Raw genomic sequence first — 17,003 nt, 5'->3', positions numbered from 1 at the left:
CTCATTCATTTCAAATTGGATTGAATCGTATTCAGTAAGTTTCTTGCTGCATGCTGCGGATCTTTAGCCGATGCAATAGCAGAAACAACGGCTACCCCGTCAGCTCCAGCCTGGATAATGGAGCCAGTGTCAGCTGGTGTAATGCCGCCTATGGCAACCATCGGCATATCAGGGAATGAAGTATGAATTTCTTCCACCAAAGGGATACCTACAACAGCTGATGCGTCAGGCTTGGTGGACGTCGGAAAGATTGGGCCAAGTCCTACATAATCGGCGCCAATGGATTGTGCGAGCTGTACTTCACGTGCATTATGAGTCGAAACACCGAGCCATTTGTCCGGACCAATCCGTTCGCGCACTCTGTCCGCCTGTTCATCATCCTGTCCGACATGAACTCCGTCTGCATTAATCGCCAGCGCCAGATCAACATCGTCATTGACGATGAAAGGAACGCGGTACAATCGGCAAAGCGCCTGACACTTTTTGGCGAACCCCAGCAAAGCCTCGCCTTCAAGTGCATTCAATCCCTTTTCCCGCAGCTGAAAACATGTGACGCCACCGCGAAGAGCCGCTTCTACTATTGCTAATGGCTCCTTATTTCCTGCGTTTGGCGTGCCCATAACGAAATACACGCCTAATGCTTTCCTTACTTCCTCTGCTCGCATCAGTGCATCTCCTTTTTCCGCTCACCGTATGCCCAGTGATTCGTCGGCCCGTGACCTGAACCGATCTGCAGGCCGTCTTCAATGGCAGCCTGTATGAATTGCTTCGCTTCAGCTACTGCATCCGGCATCGAACAGCCTTTTGCGAGGAAACTGGTCAAAGCAGCCGCAAATGTGCAGCCAGTTCCATGTGTGTCTTTCGTTTGGATCCAAGGTGTTGTCACAGTGAATGACTGGCCTTCATTATCTGCGTAGTAATCCTTTGCATCCAGCATGTCGCAGCGGTGCCCGCCTTTCATAACGACGGCCTTCGCTCCCATCTCGATAAAAGCAGCCGCAGCCTGCTGAATATCTTCGTCTGTCTGTATACGCATCCCAGTCAGCACTTCTGCTTCAGGAATATTCGGCGTCACAATCGTTGCCAGCGGCAGTAAATGTTCTTTCAGCGCCTGAATCGCCTGCTGCTGCAATAATGATTGTCCGCCTTTGGCGATCATGACCGGGTCAATGACTAAAGGAATCGGGGGATATTCTTTTAATAGATCAGCTACAGCTGTAATGATTTCTGCCGAAAACAGCATACCAGTTTTACATGCTTTTACGTCAAAATCATCCAGCACGGCACGGATTTGTGCTGTTACTCCATCTGTCTGAATTGGATACACACCGTGAACGCCGTGTGTATTCTGCGCAGTCACAGCAGTTATGGCAGAAGTGCCAAAGACGCCAAGCTCCTGAAATGTCTTCAGGTCAGCCTGAATTCCTGCGCCTCCTCCGCTATCCGAACCAGCAATGGTCAATGCTACTTGTACTGTCAATTGAAAAACCTCCTGTCAATTATACTAAAAATGTTTTTGTTTCCCGATCCAATGTATGTAAAGTATTTAGGAAGTTCACGGCAAAGTCTCCGGGACCGCGGGAAATTTCTGCTGTCAGTTCGCCGGCCCGCTTATAAAATGAAAGTGCATCTGCCACGGCTGCTAACGGACGGTCCATTCCTACTGCGAGAAAGGCGCCTGTGACAGAACTGAGTAAGCATCCCGTTCCGGTAATCGCAGTCATCATCGGGTGGCCGCCTGTAATGGACAATGTGGAATAGCCGTCTGTCACGATGTCGACTTCGCCTGAGACCGCCACCAGACAGTTATACTTGCGGGCTGTTTGTTTCGCTGTACTTTCGATGTCCGCCGTGCCTTCTCCCGCATCGACCCCCTTTGCGTTCCAGGGTACATCTGCGATCGCAGCCAGTTCACCTGCATTACAGCGAATCAATGTGATATCTACTTCGTCCAGTACTTTCAGGACGCTCGCTTTACGAAAAGGTGTCGCACCTGCTCCGACTGGATCCAATACGACAGGTTTTCCTGCTGCGCGGGCGCTGTTTCCCGCCAAAATCATTGAATCCACCGTCTGTTGCTTTAACGTGCCAATATTTAAAATGCTGCAAGCGGCAATTTTTGCGATATCTTCCGCTTCTTCCGCCGCATCAGCCATTACGGGGGAGGCGCCTATTGCGAGTAACCCATTCGCCTGGAAATTTGCCACGACGAAATTTGTGATGCAGTGAACGAGTGGTTGTGTTTGCCGAAGCTGTTGAATAAGCCGCATGTTTCTCTTCCTTCCTGTAAAGGTATATATACAAAAAGCCCATGCATGGATGGGCGGTTGGGTATGAAAACTACCCACTTCCCTCCGCTAGTACAGACTAGATCAGGTTCAAAGGGTTTGCTTAATTGCATCTCAGCCAAAGTGGAGGCACCCCCAGTGGTGACTATGTATCAGACAGGCTAATTATATCATACAGATGGAAAAGGTAGAAATAATACTGGAAGTACCGGTTTAGAGCGGATGAAAATGTGTGTTTGCGCATAGAAAACCAAGTATAACTATATGCCGAATGTTGCATAACTATCTGAAGGCGTATAACTGTTTCAGATTAAATAGACAAAAAGGAGCAGATCGCATATGGAGAAATTATTCGAAGTTCAACAGATGGAACATACACTGGAGGATATATCATTTACATGGAGTGATACAGGCGGCTATTACCGTGTGTATAAAAACGAACGGCAAGTATATGAAGGGACAGCTCCGAAATTTACGGATGGGGAGCTGGATCCGTCTCATCCTTTTCACTATACAATTGAACGGGTGGAGGAGGGGCGCGTTAAAGATGTAATTGTAATCCAAACATCTGCCCTGACAAAAGTAGAGGAAGATGAACACCCTTTGGCGCGGTTAGTAATTACAACAATTGTTGCTTCCTCTCAAGTCGCTCTGTCGTGGGAGTGGATTAAGGACGTGGAAAAATTTGATATTTACCGTAACGGGCACTACATCGAAACCGTCACAGACAATCGATTTATTGATCGCAGAGAAGAACTCTCTGAGCCGGCAGTGTACAGTGTCTCTGCAACGCGTCCGCTGATAGACAGCAACCAGAAAATGAATGTCAGTAAATCCATTGCATCCAAAGTGTATGAAGTGATAATGCCGCCAGTTCCTGACAATAAACCGACGGAAGAAACCTATACTTTTTCTGTACGGGTAAAGCAGCGGGATCAATTACTGAAACCGGTGGCGGACAGGAAAAAATCAAAAGAAGCAGAGAAATGGAAATTTCGCTATGCGACATTTTTAAAGGAAGACATTATAAAAAACCCAAATCTCTTTTCGCCGATTCCGTACTTTACAGGAGATGACCGCGATTTCAGCCCCGAAGGAAAAAGCTTCCGTACCCGTGTGGATATAGAAGGAGAGTTTATCGGCGGGGACAGTACGCTGCAATTTACAAAAGCGACCGGGCCGTCTATCGGCTTGAATTACATGAAGCGGTATAAGCGTCATGACCACGCTTCTGTAGACGGTATAGACATCAGACGATTAGAAGGCAAATCGTCAGAAGTGCATTTTGCAATTAACCATGATGTAGGAAATCCATTAACAGCTTCACCGCCTATTCATTATGAAGTGAAAGCACATTTGGATCAGCAAGGAAACGTGGATCTCATCGGTTATCATAACGATGCACCCCATCATGAAGTTTATTTGTCCCTTGACGATGAAGACTGGCGCGCTGTGCATCGCACGGAAAGTGAAGGATTGGCGTATTTATCAGGTGTGCTCGGAGATAATTATTGGCGTTATATGACATGTAATTAATGCGGTTATAAATGCGCGAAATAGTGTAACGAAGAGCGCTTGACAACAGCGGCATCCCTGATCCCTATTCTATTGGTCCGCAAGTATAAATCTATCTGTTTTTGTCAAAGCTGAATGATATAAAAACGTTAGAGGGTTTCTATATGACAAAAACAGGTTCAATAAGTGTCTTACATGTTATTTTCCTGTCCATGACTATGATTGGCTTGAAAAACCATGTGACCATTATTCCATCGCTTGTAAAAGGGGCTGGCAGGGACGGGTGGATATCTATTCTGGTGGCTGTTGTCGCAATCTTTCCTTGGCTTCTTCTGGTGCTTTACATTCACAAAAAGTCCAATCGGCAGCCAATGACAGAGTGGCTGGAAGAAACTATCGGAAAAGTTGCTGCAGCTGTCATCAGGTACGTAACAGCCTTCTTCCTTCTTGTTCTGGCGGCATTTACAATGGGAGAGACTTTATTATGGATCGTATCGACTTTTTTACCTAAAACGCCTGTGCTGCCGCTGATCATCATTTATACCGTTTTGTGTATTCTGTTTGCAACCGCAAACTTACAAACAATTGCAATGGTGAATGTCATTATTCTATTTTGGATCACCATTTTGGGATTTTTTATTGCGTTCACTAATATGCAAGTGAAAAATTATGAGCTGCTTCAGCCGTTTTTTGAGCATGGATTTCAGCCTGTTCTTGCCACAGCGGTATTTCCGGCATCAGGATTTGTCGAGATCCTGTTATTCCTATTCATTCAGCAGCAAGTAAAAGATCAGTTTCGATGGTATCACTTTGCAGTCATGCTGTTCATTTTAATGGGGTTGACTATGGGTCCCACCGTTGGGGCCATCACAGAGTTCGGCCCAGCTGAAGTGGTGAAACAAAGATTTCCGGCTTATGAAGAATGGGGAATTGGTTCGGTCGGGCGGTTTATTGAGCATTTTGATTTTGCTTCGATTTATCAATGGCTGTCAGGCGCATTTATCAGAGTGAGTCTTCTTTTATTTATAGCAGCGGATTTATTAAAAATGAGAGGAGACAAACAGCGTATTTGGAAAATACTCGCTCCTGCTTTTTTCTTTATGACATTGTCATTAAATCTACTAGAGGATCACCTCTTTTTTAAAATTAAAGGGGACTATTTATTAACTACTACCTTTTTCTTCATGCTTTTCTTGTCTCTCTTTTTAGTCATTATTGCCTTGATTTCAGGAAAATCACCTAAGAAGATCAAAACATAAAATCTATACAGAAAATGGTGAACAGCCATGCAGCCGGATGAAACAGAAATAAATTTACATTCCTTGAAACAAATATTTCTAAAGTCCGCAGATGTTAAGTTTCAATCGTACACGTTCGAACAACGTCAAGTAGTATTCATCACCTGCGATGACATGGTGAATCAGCAACTGCTGAATGGAGTCATTGTTCAGCGTGTTCAGCACATGATGAGCAATTTGAAGGACGGAACGATAGAAGACGCAGTAGCGGAACAGCTGCACATTCCGGATTTGAAAAAAGTAGAAAACATACAGGAAATCGGGACGCTTATATACACCGGCAACTTACTTCTATATTTCGAGGATGAAGGTCTTCTTTTTTCAAGTAATATTGCAGAAAAGCCGAACCGAAGCCCTGAAGAAACAAAATTAGAAGTGCCAGTTAAAGGTCCGAGAGATAATTTTATTGAAGACGTTTCAGTGAATATAGCAATTATCCGGAAGCGGTTGCCGACGAATTCATTATGTGTGGAAAAATTTGAATTGGGGAAACGGACCAAAACGACGGTAGCTCTTTTATATTTTGACGATATCGCCAGTAAAGAAACGTTATACGGTATAAAAAGACAAATGAAAAAAGTCGATACGGATATTATTTTCAGCGGCGATTTACTGTTGGAAAGTATGGGGATTACTGGAGCAATCTTCCCGAGGACCGCTTATACAGGACGTCCGGATAATGCGGTTCAATCATTGGCAAGAGGACGTTTTTTAATTTTTGTTGACGGGGTAGCCTATGGCGTCATTTTGCCGGTGAATTTGTTTTTACTGCTAAAAACAAGTGATGACAATGAAAATCCTTCTGTGTTTGGTTCGATGGAACGGCTATTGCGGATTATGGGTATGTCGATAGGTATAACTTTGCCGGCATTTTGGCTTGCTTTAACGACGTATCACCAAGATCAACTGCCCCTTCTGTTATTAGCTACCGTCGTACAAGCGAATACGGGTCTGCCATTGCCTTCGTCGGTAGAAATGCTGCTTATGCTGCTCATGTTTGAATTATTCCGTGAAGCGGGCTTGCGTCTTCCTACTGCGCTTGGAGGGACGATTGGCGTAGTGGGCGGGCTAATTATTGGTGATGCCGCCATTCGGGCAGGAATCACCAGCCCCGCGATGATTGTCGTGATCGCTGCTTCGACGATTTCGACCTTTACTTTGGTTAACCAGTCACTCGTGGGCTCGGTAAGCATACTGCGCGTCTTTTTCATTATCTTAACAGCCTTTTTTGGCCTTTTTGGATTTCTTATGTCACTGTATTTTACCGTCCAGTACTTAGCGGGCATTCGTACGTTCGGAGTGCCATACATGAATCTTGCGGCGGATTTAAGCTGGAAGACAATCGCCAAGACGCTTTTGCGCTTAAACCCCAGACAATATAAAGAGCGCCCGAATGCGTTAAATCCTAAGGATCAAACACGGAGCAAAGAAGGTGAACAATGACTACACGCATACTTGTGCTGCTATTGGCAATTCTTTCAGCAGTCCTTTCAGGATGTATGGACTCTAATGAGCCGGAGAGGATGCTGTATATCAATGGAGTCGGAGTAGACTATAGGGATGGAAAATACGAGTTATATGCGCAGTTCATCAGTTTTGCCAATACGGCAAAAAGCGATCAGCCTGTTGATCCGGGAGCCACACAAGCGGAAGTTGGACATGCCAAGGGCAAAACTTTGGATGAAGCGCTTTTTGAATTATATCATTCCGTAGATCAAAAAGTGTATTGGGGGCATTTTAATTATATTGTCGCATCAGAAGAAGTAATGGTTAACGGCAAGTTCAGTCCGGTGATCGATAATTTTATCCGCTATCATGAAACGCGGTATCAAGTTTGGCTGTATACTACGAAAGATCCCGTGCAAGATGTTTTGTTAGTCAGGCCGGTTCTTAATAAATCCATGACATTGTCCAAGCTCGGTGATCCCAGAAACTCTTACGAACAAGAATCTTTCGTTCAGCCGCTTAATATTCGGCAGCTGCTAATCGGACTGGATGAACCAAGCCACGAAGCGATGATTCCATTAATTTCAGTGGAGGAAAACTGGCAATCCGATAAAGGTCCCATTAAAGCTCCGGTACTGTCAGGGGTAGGTGTAATTACCCCGACGAGCTTTAAAGGATTCATCTCAGGGGACAAAGCGCGAGGGATACAGTGGATGTCGAATAATACGAAACGAGGATTAGTCGCTTTTGACTTGGATAGCGGAAATCGTTCTACAGTGACTATTGATAAAGTGAAAGTCAAGATCAAGCCGGTTATCGGCAAGACAGAAGTAAAGTTTGATATTGACGTCGAATTGTGGGCAACTATCAGTAGCGTTGAACAAGATGTATCGACAGACCGAATACGAAAAGAGATAATAAAAGTGGTGGAGAGAGAAATTAAGGAAACATATGAGGAAGCTTTGGAAAAGAACGTTGATATTTATCATCTTTCAGAAAAGCTATACAGGAAAAACGTTAAAGAATGGAAAAAGTATCATAAAGACGGGAAATTAGAATTGACTGAGGATTCTATCCGAAACTTGAAAGTACGTGTTACAAAGCTGGCTTCAGACAGAAAATCATATAAAGAGACGGTTGAAGAGTAAACTGGCTGCGGCCGGCCTTTGTATTTCCCTCATGGTATCCATACTTCCCGTAATGAAAATGTTAAACCCTGAATCTCTCCTTGTATAGGCGAAGTCAGGGTTTTAATCTGTCGAATATGCAGCGTAAAAATCACGAACATGGAATGTCTTTTAACGTGCAGCCAGGCAGTGATTTAAATCTCCTTATGCAAATGGTGACGCTTCCCCCGATTATTTGCATTTAAAAGCTATTAGTTGATAAAACGGTAATATTCCGATAGAATTAAAGGTAATCTATGTAAGCGCATTCAATTTGCATAAAGCCGGTTAGAGATTCGTATAGTATCTCTGTGTGCAAAAACGATTGCACTGAAATAGAAGAAAAAATGAGAGAACAGGGAGTGTGACGCAGTATGGTACAAGCTTCAGAAAGTCAGGTTTATGCAAACCCAAATACAGAAGGTTCAAAGGTTCAGTTCAAAGAGCGCTATGAAAACTTTATCGGCGGTAAGTGGACGGCGCCTGTAAAAGGCCAGTATTTTGATAATTCAACGCCAGTTACAGGTAAGGTATTTACCCAGGTTGCTAGATCGACAGAAGAAGATATTGAACTGGCTTTGGATGCAGCCCACGCAGCAAAAGATGCATGGGGAAAGACATCAGTCACTGAACGTTCGAATATTTTGCTGAAGATCGCGGATCGCATGGAAGAGAATCTTGAAATGCTTGCCGTAGCTGAAACATGGGATAACGGAAAAGCTGTACGTGAAACGTTAAATGCGGATCTTCCGCTTGCAATAGATCATTTTAGATACTTTGCTTCGGCTATCCGTGCGCAAGAAGGCGGAGTCAGTCAAATCGATAATGACACTGTAGCCTACCATTTCCATGAGCCGCTGGGAGTCGTGGGGCAGATTATCCCTTGGAACTTCCCGATTCTGATGGCAGTATGGAAGCTTGCTCCGGCGCTGGCGGCAGGCAACTGTATCGTATTAAAACCGGCTGAACAAACGCCTGCATCTATTTTGGTGCTGGTGGAGTTAATTGAAGACTTACTGCCGGCAGGTGTTCTGAATGTTGTCAACGGTTTTGGACTAGAAGCAGGAAAGCCGCTGGCGTCCAATCCGCGCATCAATAAAGTTGCCTTCACAGGGGAGACAACAACAGGCCGTCTGATCATGCAATACGCTTCTCAAAACTTAATTCCGGTTACATTGGAGCTCGGCGGGAAATCCCCGAATATTTTCTTTGAAGACGTGATGGCGGAAGATGATGCATTCCTCGATAAAGCAGTTGAAGGTTTTGTTATGTTTGCCTTGAACCAGGGGGAAGTCTGTACATGTCCATCGCGAGCACTGATTCAGGAATCCATTTACGATAAGTTCATGGAACGTGCACTTGAGCGTGTTAAAGCAATCAAGACAGGAAATCCACTGGATCCAACGGTCATGATGGGTGCGCAGGCGTCTACTGAACAATTGGAGAAAATTCTTTCCTACTTAGATATCGGAAAACAAGAAGGCGCAGAATGTCTGACGGGCGGAGAGCAGAACAAACTGGAAGGCGATCTCGCAGACGGTTACTACGTGAAGCCGACGGTATTTAAAGGACATAATAAAATGCGTATCTTCCAGGAGGAGATCTTTGGTCCTGTGGTGGCAGTTACGACATTCAAAGATAAAGAAGAAGCGCTGGAAATCGCGAACGACACATTATATGGACTGGGTTCAGGTGTATGGACGCGTGATATGAATACGGCGTACCGCTTCGGGCGCGGCATCCAGGCAGGGCGCGTATGGACAAACTGCTATCATGCATATCCTGCGCATGCTGCATTCGGAGGCTACAAAGCTTCAGGCATCGGCCGTGAAAACCACTTGCAGATGCTTGCACATTACCAGCAGACGAAAAACATGCTGGTAAGTTATGATGAAAGCAAACAAGGATTCTTTTAATCGAATCTGTCTGGAAGATCCGAAGTGAATGGAGGAATTCATATGCCGGATCGCGTAATCGCAACAAAAGAAGCATTGGATTTAATAGAACTGTTGAAGGAAAAGCACGGTCCTTTGATGTTTCATCAGTCTGGCGGCTGCTGTGACGGGTCATCCCCGATGTGTTACGAAGACGGGGATTTAATCGTAGGCAATCAGGATATACTGCTCGGTCATATTGGCGGCATGCCGTTCTATATGATGAAAAGCCAGTTTGAATACTGGAAACATACACAGCTGATTATTGACGTAGTCGACGGACGCGGCGGGATGTTTTCGCTCGAAGGTGTGGAAGGAAAACGATTCCTAACCAGATCCCGTGCATTTACGGATGAGGAATACAAAGAATTATCCTCATAAAAAAAGCCTTCCCGGGTTTGGGAAGGCTCAGACTGAAAACGTCCCGGAGAAAATGCGGGTGCGTTTTCAGTTTTTTTATGCTATAAAACGTTGACGTTCTTCGGGTGTCGGCAGCATACATGATAACTCTTTTTTACCGAACCATTTATAACGGTTTGCTGCAATAAAGTCATATACCCGGTCCCGGATGGCCGGCGGGATGATGATGAATAAAAAGGCAAGATGCCATAATCCGTCCAGTTTTTTTGCAATTCGTAAAGCGGCGCCGGATTTCGTATAGGCTTTGCCGTTTTCAATCAGCACTAAACTATCCACATCATCCGCAATTTGATATTTTTGCCGAAGTTCTTTTCCCACATCATCCTGTAAGGACGCGAATGAAAAATGCCTGTAAGGGTCGCGCTTAATGATAAACTGTACGCTCGCATCGCAAAAATTACATTCGCCGTCAAATAATATGATTCTATTTCGTTTCATTCAAATTCGCTCCTTCGGAAATATTGGTATATCGTACTATACCCAATTGTCGGCGGTTTCACTCGCTTATAATAAACTGAATAATTTGAATGATCGGTGAACTAGTGTATAATAGAAGGTGAATAGGCGTGTTTGGTCTTGTGTATCATATCTGATAGAAGGGGTGAGAAAGATGGAACGTACGTTTATTGATCCAGCGGAGTTGGAGCTGCGCAAAGATCCAGACTTTTTACGCTCTCTGAATATGGTAGGCGAAGGTGCACCGGTCCGCAATGCATTAAACGAGTGTGAAATTGTAGTGAAAAAGCTTGAGGAAATTGAGAACAGTCATGGATATGAAAAGCCTGGAAAACCCAGAAGCTGTGAGTTGTGAATCTTATATTATAAATATAGCAGTGACTCTTATCTGTTGCGGATAAGAGGCGCTGCTTTTTTATTTTTGATTGTACTGTGGCGCAAGCCCGTAACAACTTAGCCGGCTTGCATGTAATAGGGTATAAGGAGGTGGAGAAATGAATCAAGGACATTGTGGAATGTATGGACATCAGCACGGATGGCATGGCCAACCTGGTATGCCTGGTCAGCCGGGAATGCCGGGCGGACAGCAGCATCCGGGTTTTCAACCGGTTGTTTGTCCGACGCAGTATCGTTTTAATGACTGCTATACTAAACAAGAAATGCCTTTTATTCACCCAATCGTGAACGTAAATCGTCATCACGTTGTGGGGGTACCACAGCACTACTATACAGAGACAACTGAAGATGTAATGGGCTCTACTATTATGCCGGGCAGAGGACCGGGATTCGGAGGCATGGGACCAGGTTTTGGGCCAGGCTTTGGACCGGGTCAAGGAGGCATGTGGGGCGGCGGAGGTTGTCACCGTCGCAGAAGATGCCGCTAATCAGTTTGTAGAATAAAAACTCCGCTATCTCCGGTTTGTCAGAGATAGCGGAGTTCTTTATGTGTCCGGACTCTCGGGACGTTTCAGACCTGTCAAAAAGGCAAAGAGCGCCTTTCTGTCAGTTCTTCCAACGCCTGTCGAGTCTGCCCGGCGTTTTCCGCTTTTGTTCTCATCCAGATCCAAACGCCAGACTCTCGGGACGTTTCAGACCTGTCAAAAAGGCAAAGAGCGCCTTTCTGTCAGTTCTTCCAACGCCTGTCGAGTCTATCCGGCGTTTTCCGCTTTTGTTATTCCACGTTGAAGTATCGTGCGTCGGGGTGTGCGAAGACGATGGCGGATACGGATGCTTCTGGTTCCATCATGAATTCTTCGGTCAGGATGACGCCGTGATCTTCTGGTTTGATGAGTTTGAAGAGTTTCGCCTGGTCTTCCAGATTCGGACAAGCCGGATAGCCGAAAGAGAATCGCTGCCCCTGGTATTTGGCTGCGAAACGTTCGCGCATGGTGAAGTCTGTCGGGTCAGGGAAACCCCACTGATCTCGAATTTCCTGGTGAATCCGTTCGGCAAATCCTTCAGCCAGTTCTAAAGCAGTCGCCTGGAATGCATGGCTTTCAAGGAATTTCCCTTCTTCCTTCAGTTTATTTGCGTAATCACGAACTCCCTTGCCGGCAGTTACTTGCATGAAAGCAACGTAATCCATCTCGCCGCTGTCCACCGTTTTCAAGTAATCAGCCAAGCAAAGGAATGGCTCTTTGTCCTGGCGCGGGAACGTGAATCGCTCGATTTCCGTTTTGGAATCTTCAGGGTCGTAAATGATCACGTCATCGCCGTCTGCCTGGGCAGGGAAGAACTGATAAATACCGGAAGCGGTCATTTTATCTGATTGCAGGAACTCTGTGACCATTTCATGAAGTTGCACAGCCCGCTCATCTTTATTTTCAAGCATCTTGGCGACATTTCCCCGTAATCCGAGGTGATGGCCAATCAATGTGCGCATATTAACATAAGGGTGTAAATGGGCAACGGAATAATCTTTTACTACACGCCGGCGCAAATCTGTCGGCGTGAACACTGGAACGTCAGAACGTACAGTTTTCACAGGACGCGGCTTGACTGCGACTGCAGTAGCGCCGCGGCTTGCTTTAATCGCGTCATTAGTTTCCCGCTTTTCAATGCTTTCAGCAAGCTCTACAAGTAATGCTTCTTTGCCTTCACTTTGCAGCCGGTTTGCCAAATCAAGGCCCTGCATCGCATCTTTCGCAAAAATAACGGGACCGTCATATTCAGGAGCAATTTTAGTTTCAGTAAAACGTCTTGTCAGTGCCGCTCCGCCGACCATTACAGGTGTATCGATGCCAGCCGCTTTGAAGTCCTGTGCGGTCAAGACCATTTGCTGCGCGGACTTAACGAGCAGGCCGGATAAACCGACAATGTCGGGCTTTTCTTCCCGAATTACTTCGATTAAAGCGGCAGGTGTCACTTTGATTCCGATATCGATTACTTTGAATCCATTATTACTTAAAATAATTTCCACCAGGTTTTTCCCGATATCATGCACATCGCCTTTTACCGTGGCCAGTACGATCTTGCCTTTTCCGCTGTCGTCTTCTTTCTTATCCATAAACTGCTCCAGATATGAAACAGACGCTTTCATAACTTCTGCGCTTTGCAGAACTTCCGCTACGATGAGCTGGTTGTCGTTAAACAGCCTTCCGACTTCCGCCATTCCTTTCATTAAAGGTCCATTAATAATATCAAGCGGTGCATCGTACGTTTGTAAAGCGGCATCCAAGTCAGGAATCAGACCTTCTTTCGTGCCTTCCACTACATAGTAAGCCAAGCGTTCAGATACGGTTTTTGGTATGTCATTTTCCGTCTTTTCTTTTTTCTTTCCTCTGTAGAAAGCTGTGAAATCCGCAAGCGTCTCATCAGTTGTTGTAAACAGCAAGTCGTTCGCCAGCTTGATTTCATCCTCTGGAATGGAGGCGTAACGCTCCAGCTTCTCTGTATTAACAATCGCATAATCCAAGCCTGCTTGTGTACAGTGATATAAATATACTGCGTTCAGCACTTCACGGCCAACCGGCGGCAATCCGAATGACACGTTACTGACGCCCAGGGTCGTAAGAGTGCGTGGAAGTTTTTCTTTGATCATGCGAATTCCTTCAATTGTTTCTACAGCCGAGCCAATATACTGCTCATCTCCTGTGCCGACAGGGAAGACCAGCGGATCGAAAATAATATCCTCGGGGCGGATCCCCCATTTATTGACTAACAGGTCATAGGATCGCAGCGCGACTTCCAATTTACGCTCTCTTGTGACCGCCATTCCAGTTTCATCGATTGTCCCGACGACAACTGCGGCTCCATATTTCTTCACCAATGGAAGAACCGCGTCGAAGCGCTCTTCACCGTCTTCCAGGTTAATAGAGTTAATGATTGCTTTACCTTGAGAAAATTTCAATGCTTCTGCAATAACATTTTCATCTGTAGAGTCGATGACGAGCGGAACTTTGACTTTTTTCACGACTTCCTTCATAAAGCGTGTCATGTCGAGTAACTCATCACGATCTGGATTTGCAAGACAGATATCAAGAACATGGGCTCCGCGCTTCACTTGTGCGCGTGCGATTTCAGAAGCTTCCTCAAACTTTTCTTCCACAATTAATTGTTTAAACTTACGGGAGCCAATCACGTTTGTGCGTTCGCCGATCAGCAGCGGACGCAATGTATCATCGTATAACAGGGGCTCAATACCTGAAACTGCGTGTCCTTGAGGAGACTCGGGCATTTGACGGGGAGCTTTATCTTTCACTGCTTCCCGTATTGCGCGTATATGGTCAGGTGTTGTGCCGCAGCATCCGCCGACCATATTCAGCCAGCCTTTCTCAGCGAAGCCTTCCAGCTTTTTCGATAATGACTCGGGCGATTCATGATAATGACCTTCCTCGTCGGGCAATCCGGCGTTTGGGTAGCACGTGACATAGCTCGTTGCCAATTCAGATAATGAACGCAAGTGATCCGTCATGAATTCAGGGCCTGTTGCGCAGTTCAGGCCGACGGAAAGAGGGCTGGTATGTTCGATTGAAATATAGAATGCTTCGATACTTTGTCCCGCAAGCGTTGTACCCATCGGCTCGATTGTACCTGAAATCATAATGGGTATTTCGCGTCCAAGTTCTTCAAATGCTTTTTTAATTCCGATGGTGCCGGCTTTGACGTTTAGCATATCCTGGCTCGTTTCCATCAGGATCAGGTCGCTTCCTGCCTCCACAAGGGCTTTTGCCTGTACGTAGAAATCATTGGACAGCTCATCAAACGTAATGCCGCCGGTGACAGAAAGTGTCTTGGTCGTAGGTCCGATTGCGCCTGCGACGAAGCGCGGCCATTCCGGCGTAGAGTATTTTGCCGCACTTTTTTTCGCGATTTCTACCGACTTTGCATTGATTTCATCTGCACGGTGCCCCAGTGAGAACTCGTTTAATACAAGCGGGGTGCCGCCGAAAGTATTGGTGCAAATGATATCTGCGCCTGCTTCCAAGTACTCGTCATGGATTCTTTCTAAAATGTCGGGCCGCAGCACACTGAGGTATTCGTTGCATCCATCGTATTCTTCTCCGCCGAAGTCTTCCGTCGAGAGGTCTTCCGCTTGCAGCATGGTTCCCATCGCGCCATCAATGATAAGGATTCGTTTCTCTAGTTGTTCTTCAATAGGATGTCTCTGCATGTGTTAATTCCCTCTCCTTCTTCTCATCTATTTCTTTAATATATTCATACAGCTCTAAGGTCATGTCGTAACGCAGGAATGGGGTGATGAGGTACAGGCCGTTAAAATACTTTGCCGCAGTGTCAATAAGTTCCTTGGCAATTTCAATGCCTGTTTCAGTTGCTTTTTTCCGGTCATCACCGCACTCGCGCATTCTTTCCAATACTTCGTCAGACAGCTTAATTCCAGGTACTTCATGATGCAGGAATTCCGCATTCCGTATATTCGTCAATGGCATAATTCCAATGAATATTGGTGTATCCAAATGTTTAGTTGCCTCGTATACTTCGATGATTTTCTCTTTTGTGTAAACTGGCTGCGTAATGAAGTAGTCGGCACCGGCTTCAATCTTCTTCTCCAGCCGCTGCACGGCCCGTTCAACGACGCGCACGTTCGGATTGAAGGCCGCTGAAATAGAGAAATTCGCTTTTTTCCGCAATGGTTTACCGGAGAATGAAATTCCTTCATTCAGTTTCTTGATCAGCTGCAGCAATTCCATGCTTGATACATCGTAGACGCTTGTTGCGCCCGGGAAGTCGCCAACTTTTGTCGGGTCACCTGTAACGGCCAGGATATCGTGTATGCCCAGAGCATCAAGTCCCATTAAATGTGACTGCAGACCGATTAAGTTATGGTCACGGCAAGTTAAGTGTACAAGGGGACGGACATTATGCTGCATTTTTATAATAGAGCCCATCGCCATATTGCTGATCCGCGGGGAAGCCAGTGAATTATCCGCCATCGTAATTGCATCTACGCCTGCATCATACAGCAGGTTCGCCCCTTTAATGTAATCTTCAGTCTCCAGATGGCGCGGTGTATCCAGTTCCACAATCACTGTCCGTTCTGTTTTAGCCTTTTCATGGAGCGGCTGATGCTTTACAGGGCCGGCTTCCTGAATCACAATCGGTTTTGATGGCTGTACAACTTTTTTAGTAACAGGTGACAGCCCTTCTAATCGTGTTTTGGCAGCTTTAATATGTTTAGGCGTTGTACCGCAGCATCCGCCGATCAGCCGAACTCCCTGGTCACGCAGCAGCACGGCGGCGCGGCCGAAATACTCTGCTTCTGATTCATACACAATTCGCCCGTCTTCAACATCCAGCAGGCTGGCGTTTGGATAAGCGGATAAAAATGCTTTTTCCGGCAAGGTGACGTTTTCGAATGCCTGAATTGTATGATACGGACCGAGGCGGCAGTTGACTCCTACGATTTCAGCGCCGAGTGAATCGAGCTGATGCAGTGCATCATTCAAGGAAAGTCCGTTTTGTAAAACGCCGGGATCATGCATGGATACTTGGGCAATCAATGGAACATCTGTAATCTCGCGCAACGTGGTTACAACTGAAGACAGTTCCTCGAAATCATAGTACGTCTCCAACAGCAGACCGTCCGGATCACCGGTCAATAATGCATCTGCCTGTTCAAGAACGACTTTCTTAATTTCGTCTAACGTCGCATCGCTTTTGCGAATACCGCGCAGACCGCCGATTGTCCCTAAAACAAACTGTCCGCCTGGTGCAGCTGCGCGCTTGGCAATTTGAATGGCGGCTTTATTGTAATCTGTTACGCGGTTCTCCAGCCCGTAACGTGCCAGCTTAATAGCGTTCGCACTGTACGTATTCGTTTGAATGATATCTGCTCCTGCCTCAATATAATCCTGGTGAATCTTTTCTATAATTTCAGGCTTTTCTATATTCAGTTCTTCATAACAATAATCAATTCCATAAGAATATAAAATGGTTCCCATAGCCCCATCTGCAGTGAGGACATTTGTTTGAAGTTTCTCCAGCAATGACATAATCCCGTCTCCCCTTTACCGTTATAAT

14 protein-coding genes and 1 riboswitch are annotated in these 17,003 nt (G+C 45.7%); of the genes, 8 read left to right on the top strand and 6 right to left on the bottom strand.

The genetic code is table 11. The annotated features are described in order from the left end of the window. Positions 1-5 precede the first annotated feature (5 nt). From thiE to thiM, 3 genes are read right to left on the bottom strand one after another with little or no spacing between them, the layout of a single operon-like run. Positions 6-665: a thiamine phosphate synthase gene (gene thiE, locus SporoP33_RS08195; RefSeq protein ID WP_081243254.1), complete on the bottom strand. Its 660-nt coding sequence runs from the start codon at positions 663-665 to the stop codon at positions 6-8. Beyond that, positions 665-1,480 carry a bifunctional hydroxymethylpyrimidine kinase/phosphomethylpyrimidine kinase gene (gene thiD / locus SporoP33_RS08190; RefSeq protein WP_081243253.1) on the bottom strand — a complete coding sequence of 272 codons (816 nt, stop codon included), beginning with the start codon at positions 1,478-1,480 and terminating at the stop codon, positions 665-667. Before thiD ends, thiE begins: the two co-directional genes overlap by 1 nt. A 19-nt stretch (positions 1,481-1,499) precedes the next feature. After that, positions 1,500-2,270 carry a hydroxyethylthiazole kinase gene (gene thiM, locus SporoP33_RS08185; RefSeq protein ID WP_081243252.1) on the bottom strand — a complete coding sequence of 257 codons (771 nt, stop codon included), beginning with the start codon at positions 2,268-2,270 and terminating at the stop codon, positions 1,500-1,502. Positions 2,271-2,332: 62 nt separating this feature from the next. Then, a riboswitch (TPP riboswitch) is annotated at positions 2,333-2,435 on the bottom strand. Positions 2,436-2,627: 192 nt separating this feature from the next. Here thiM and SporoP33_RS08180 point away from each other — a divergent pair. From SporoP33_RS08180 to SporoP33_RS08155, 6 genes are all read left to right on the top strand, one after another. Beyond that, entirely contained in the window at positions 2,628-3,824 is a 1,197-nt protein-coding gene (locus tag SporoP33_RS08180) for a DUF3238 domain-containing protein (protein WP_081243251.1), read from the top strand. A gap of 143 nt (positions 3,825-3,967) precedes the next feature. Next, on the top strand, positions 3,968-5,062 hold the full coding sequence (locus tag SporoP33_RS08175) for a GerAB/ArcD/ProY family transporter (RefSeq protein WP_081243250.1): 1,095 nt from the start codon (positions 3,968-3,970) through the stop codon (positions 5,060-5,062). A 27-nt stretch (positions 5,063-5,089) separates the two neighbouring features. Beyond that, a complete protein-coding gene (locus SporoP33_RS08170; protein WP_081243249.1) occupies positions 5,090-6,544 on the top strand; it encodes a spore germination protein in 1,455 nt (484 codons plus the stop codon). Beyond that, positions 6,541-7,695 (top strand): Ger(x)C family spore germination protein, encoded by a 1,155-nt coding sequence (locus SporoP33_RS08165; RefSeq protein WP_081243248.1) that lies wholly within the window; start codon positions 6,541-6,543, stop codon positions 7,693-7,695. Before SporoP33_RS08170 ends, SporoP33_RS08165 begins: the two co-directional genes overlap by 4 nt. 392 nt (positions 7,696-8,087) lie before the next feature. Beyond that, positions 8,088-9,629 (top strand): aldehyde dehydrogenase, encoded by a 1,542-nt coding sequence (gene adh, locus SporoP33_RS08160; RefSeq protein WP_081243247.1) that lies wholly within the window; start codon positions 8,088-8,090, stop codon positions 9,627-9,629. A gap of 42 nt (positions 9,630-9,671) precedes the next feature. Next, on the top strand, positions 9,672-10,028 hold the full coding sequence (locus SporoP33_RS08155; protein ID WP_081243246.1) for a DUF779 domain-containing protein: 357 nt from the start codon (positions 9,672-9,674) through the stop codon (positions 10,026-10,028). A gap of 75 nt (positions 10,029-10,103) precedes the next feature. Here SporoP33_RS08155 and SporoP33_RS08150 read toward each other — a convergent pair whose 3' ends face one another. After that, on the bottom strand, positions 10,104-10,505 hold the full coding sequence (locus SporoP33_RS08150; RefSeq protein ID WP_081243245.1) for a thiol-disulfide oxidoreductase DCC family protein: 402 nt from the start codon (positions 10,503-10,505) through the stop codon (positions 10,104-10,106). Positions 10,506-10,677: 172 nt separating this feature from the next. Here SporoP33_RS08150 and SporoP33_RS08145 point away from each other — a divergent pair, with 172 nt between their 5' ends. Then, entirely contained in the window at positions 10,678-10,878 is a 201-nt protein-coding gene (locus SporoP33_RS08145; protein ID WP_081243244.1) for a hypothetical protein, read from the top strand. A gap of 139 nt (positions 10,879-11,017) precedes the next feature. After that, positions 11,018-11,407, top strand: coding sequence for a hypothetical protein (locus tag SporoP33_RS16255; protein ID WP_081243243.1), 390 nt, complete (start codon positions 11,018-11,020; stop codon positions 11,405-11,407). A gap of 287 nt (positions 11,408-11,694) precedes the next feature. Here SporoP33_RS16255 and metH read toward each other — a convergent pair whose 3' ends face one another. Continuing rightward, positions 11,695-15,135 carry a methionine synthase gene (gene metH, locus SporoP33_RS08135; protein WP_081243242.1) on the bottom strand — a complete coding sequence of 1,147 codons (3,441 nt, stop codon included), beginning with the start codon at positions 15,133-15,135 and terminating at the stop codon, positions 11,695-11,697. Then, positions 15,116-16,975 carry a bifunctional homocysteine S-methyltransferase/methylenetetrahydrofolate reductase gene (locus SporoP33_RS08130; protein WP_081243241.1) on the bottom strand — a complete coding sequence of 620 codons (1,860 nt, stop codon included), beginning with the start codon at positions 16,973-16,975 and terminating at the stop codon, positions 15,116-15,118. The genes metH and SporoP33_RS08130 overlap by 20 nt, the downstream gene beginning before the upstream one ends. Between the last annotated feature and the right edge of the window lie 28 nt (positions 16,976-17,003).

This window comes from Sporosarcina sp. P33 (genome assembly GCF_002077155.1).
GTDB lineage: Bacteria > Bacillota > Bacilli > Bacillales_A > Planococcaceae > Sporosarcina.
The sequence above is the reverse complement of the archived record's forward strand: the minus strand, read 5'-3'. Positions and strand labels throughout refer to the sequence as shown.

Coding starts and splice junctions, on each gene's coding strand:
- thiE (WP_081243254.1), bottom strand. CDS start 665: ATGCGAGCAGAGGAAGTAAGGAAAGCATTAGGCGTGTATTTCGTTATG.
- thiM (WP_081243252.1), bottom strand. CDS start 2,270: ATGCGGCTTATTCAACAGCTTCGGCAAACACAACCACTCGTTCACTGC.
- SporoP33_RS08180 (WP_081243251.1), top strand. CDS start 2,628: ATGGAGAAATTATTCGAAGTTCAACAGATGGAACATACACTGGAGGAT.
- SporoP33_RS08175 (WP_081243250.1), top strand. CDS start 3,968: ATGACAAAAACAGGTTCAATAAGTGTCTTACATGTTATTTTCCTGTCC.
- SporoP33_RS08170 (WP_081243249.1), top strand. CDS start 5,090: ATGCAGCCGGATGAAACAGAAATAAATTTACATTCCTTGAAACAAATA.
- SporoP33_RS08165 (WP_081243248.1), top strand. CDS start 6,541: ATGACTACACGCATACTTGTGCTGCTATTGGCAATTCTTTCAGCAGTC.
- adh (WP_081243247.1), top strand. CDS start 8,088: ATGGTACAAGCTTCAGAAAGTCAGGTTTATGCAAACCCAAATACAGAA.
- SporoP33_RS08155 (WP_081243246.1), top strand. CDS start 9,672: ATGCCGGATCGCGTAATCGCAACAAAAGAAGCATTGGATTTAATAGAA.
- SporoP33_RS08150 (WP_081243245.1), bottom strand. CDS start 10,505: ATGAAACGAAATAGAATCATATTATTTGACGGCGAATGTAATTTTTGC.
- SporoP33_RS08145 (WP_081243244.1), top strand. CDS start 10,678: ATGGAACGTACGTTTATTGATCCAGCGGAGTTGGAGCTGCGCAAAGAT.
- SporoP33_RS16255 (WP_081243243.1), top strand. CDS start 11,018: ATGAATCAAGGACATTGTGGAATGTATGGACATCAGCACGGATGGCAT.
- metH (WP_081243242.1), bottom strand. CDS start 15,135: ATGCAGAGACATCCTATTGAAGAACAACTAGAGAAACGAATCCTTATC.
- SporoP33_RS08130 (WP_081243241.1), bottom strand. CDS start 16,975: ATGTCATTGCTGGAGAAACTTCAAACAAATGTCCTCACTGCAGATGGG.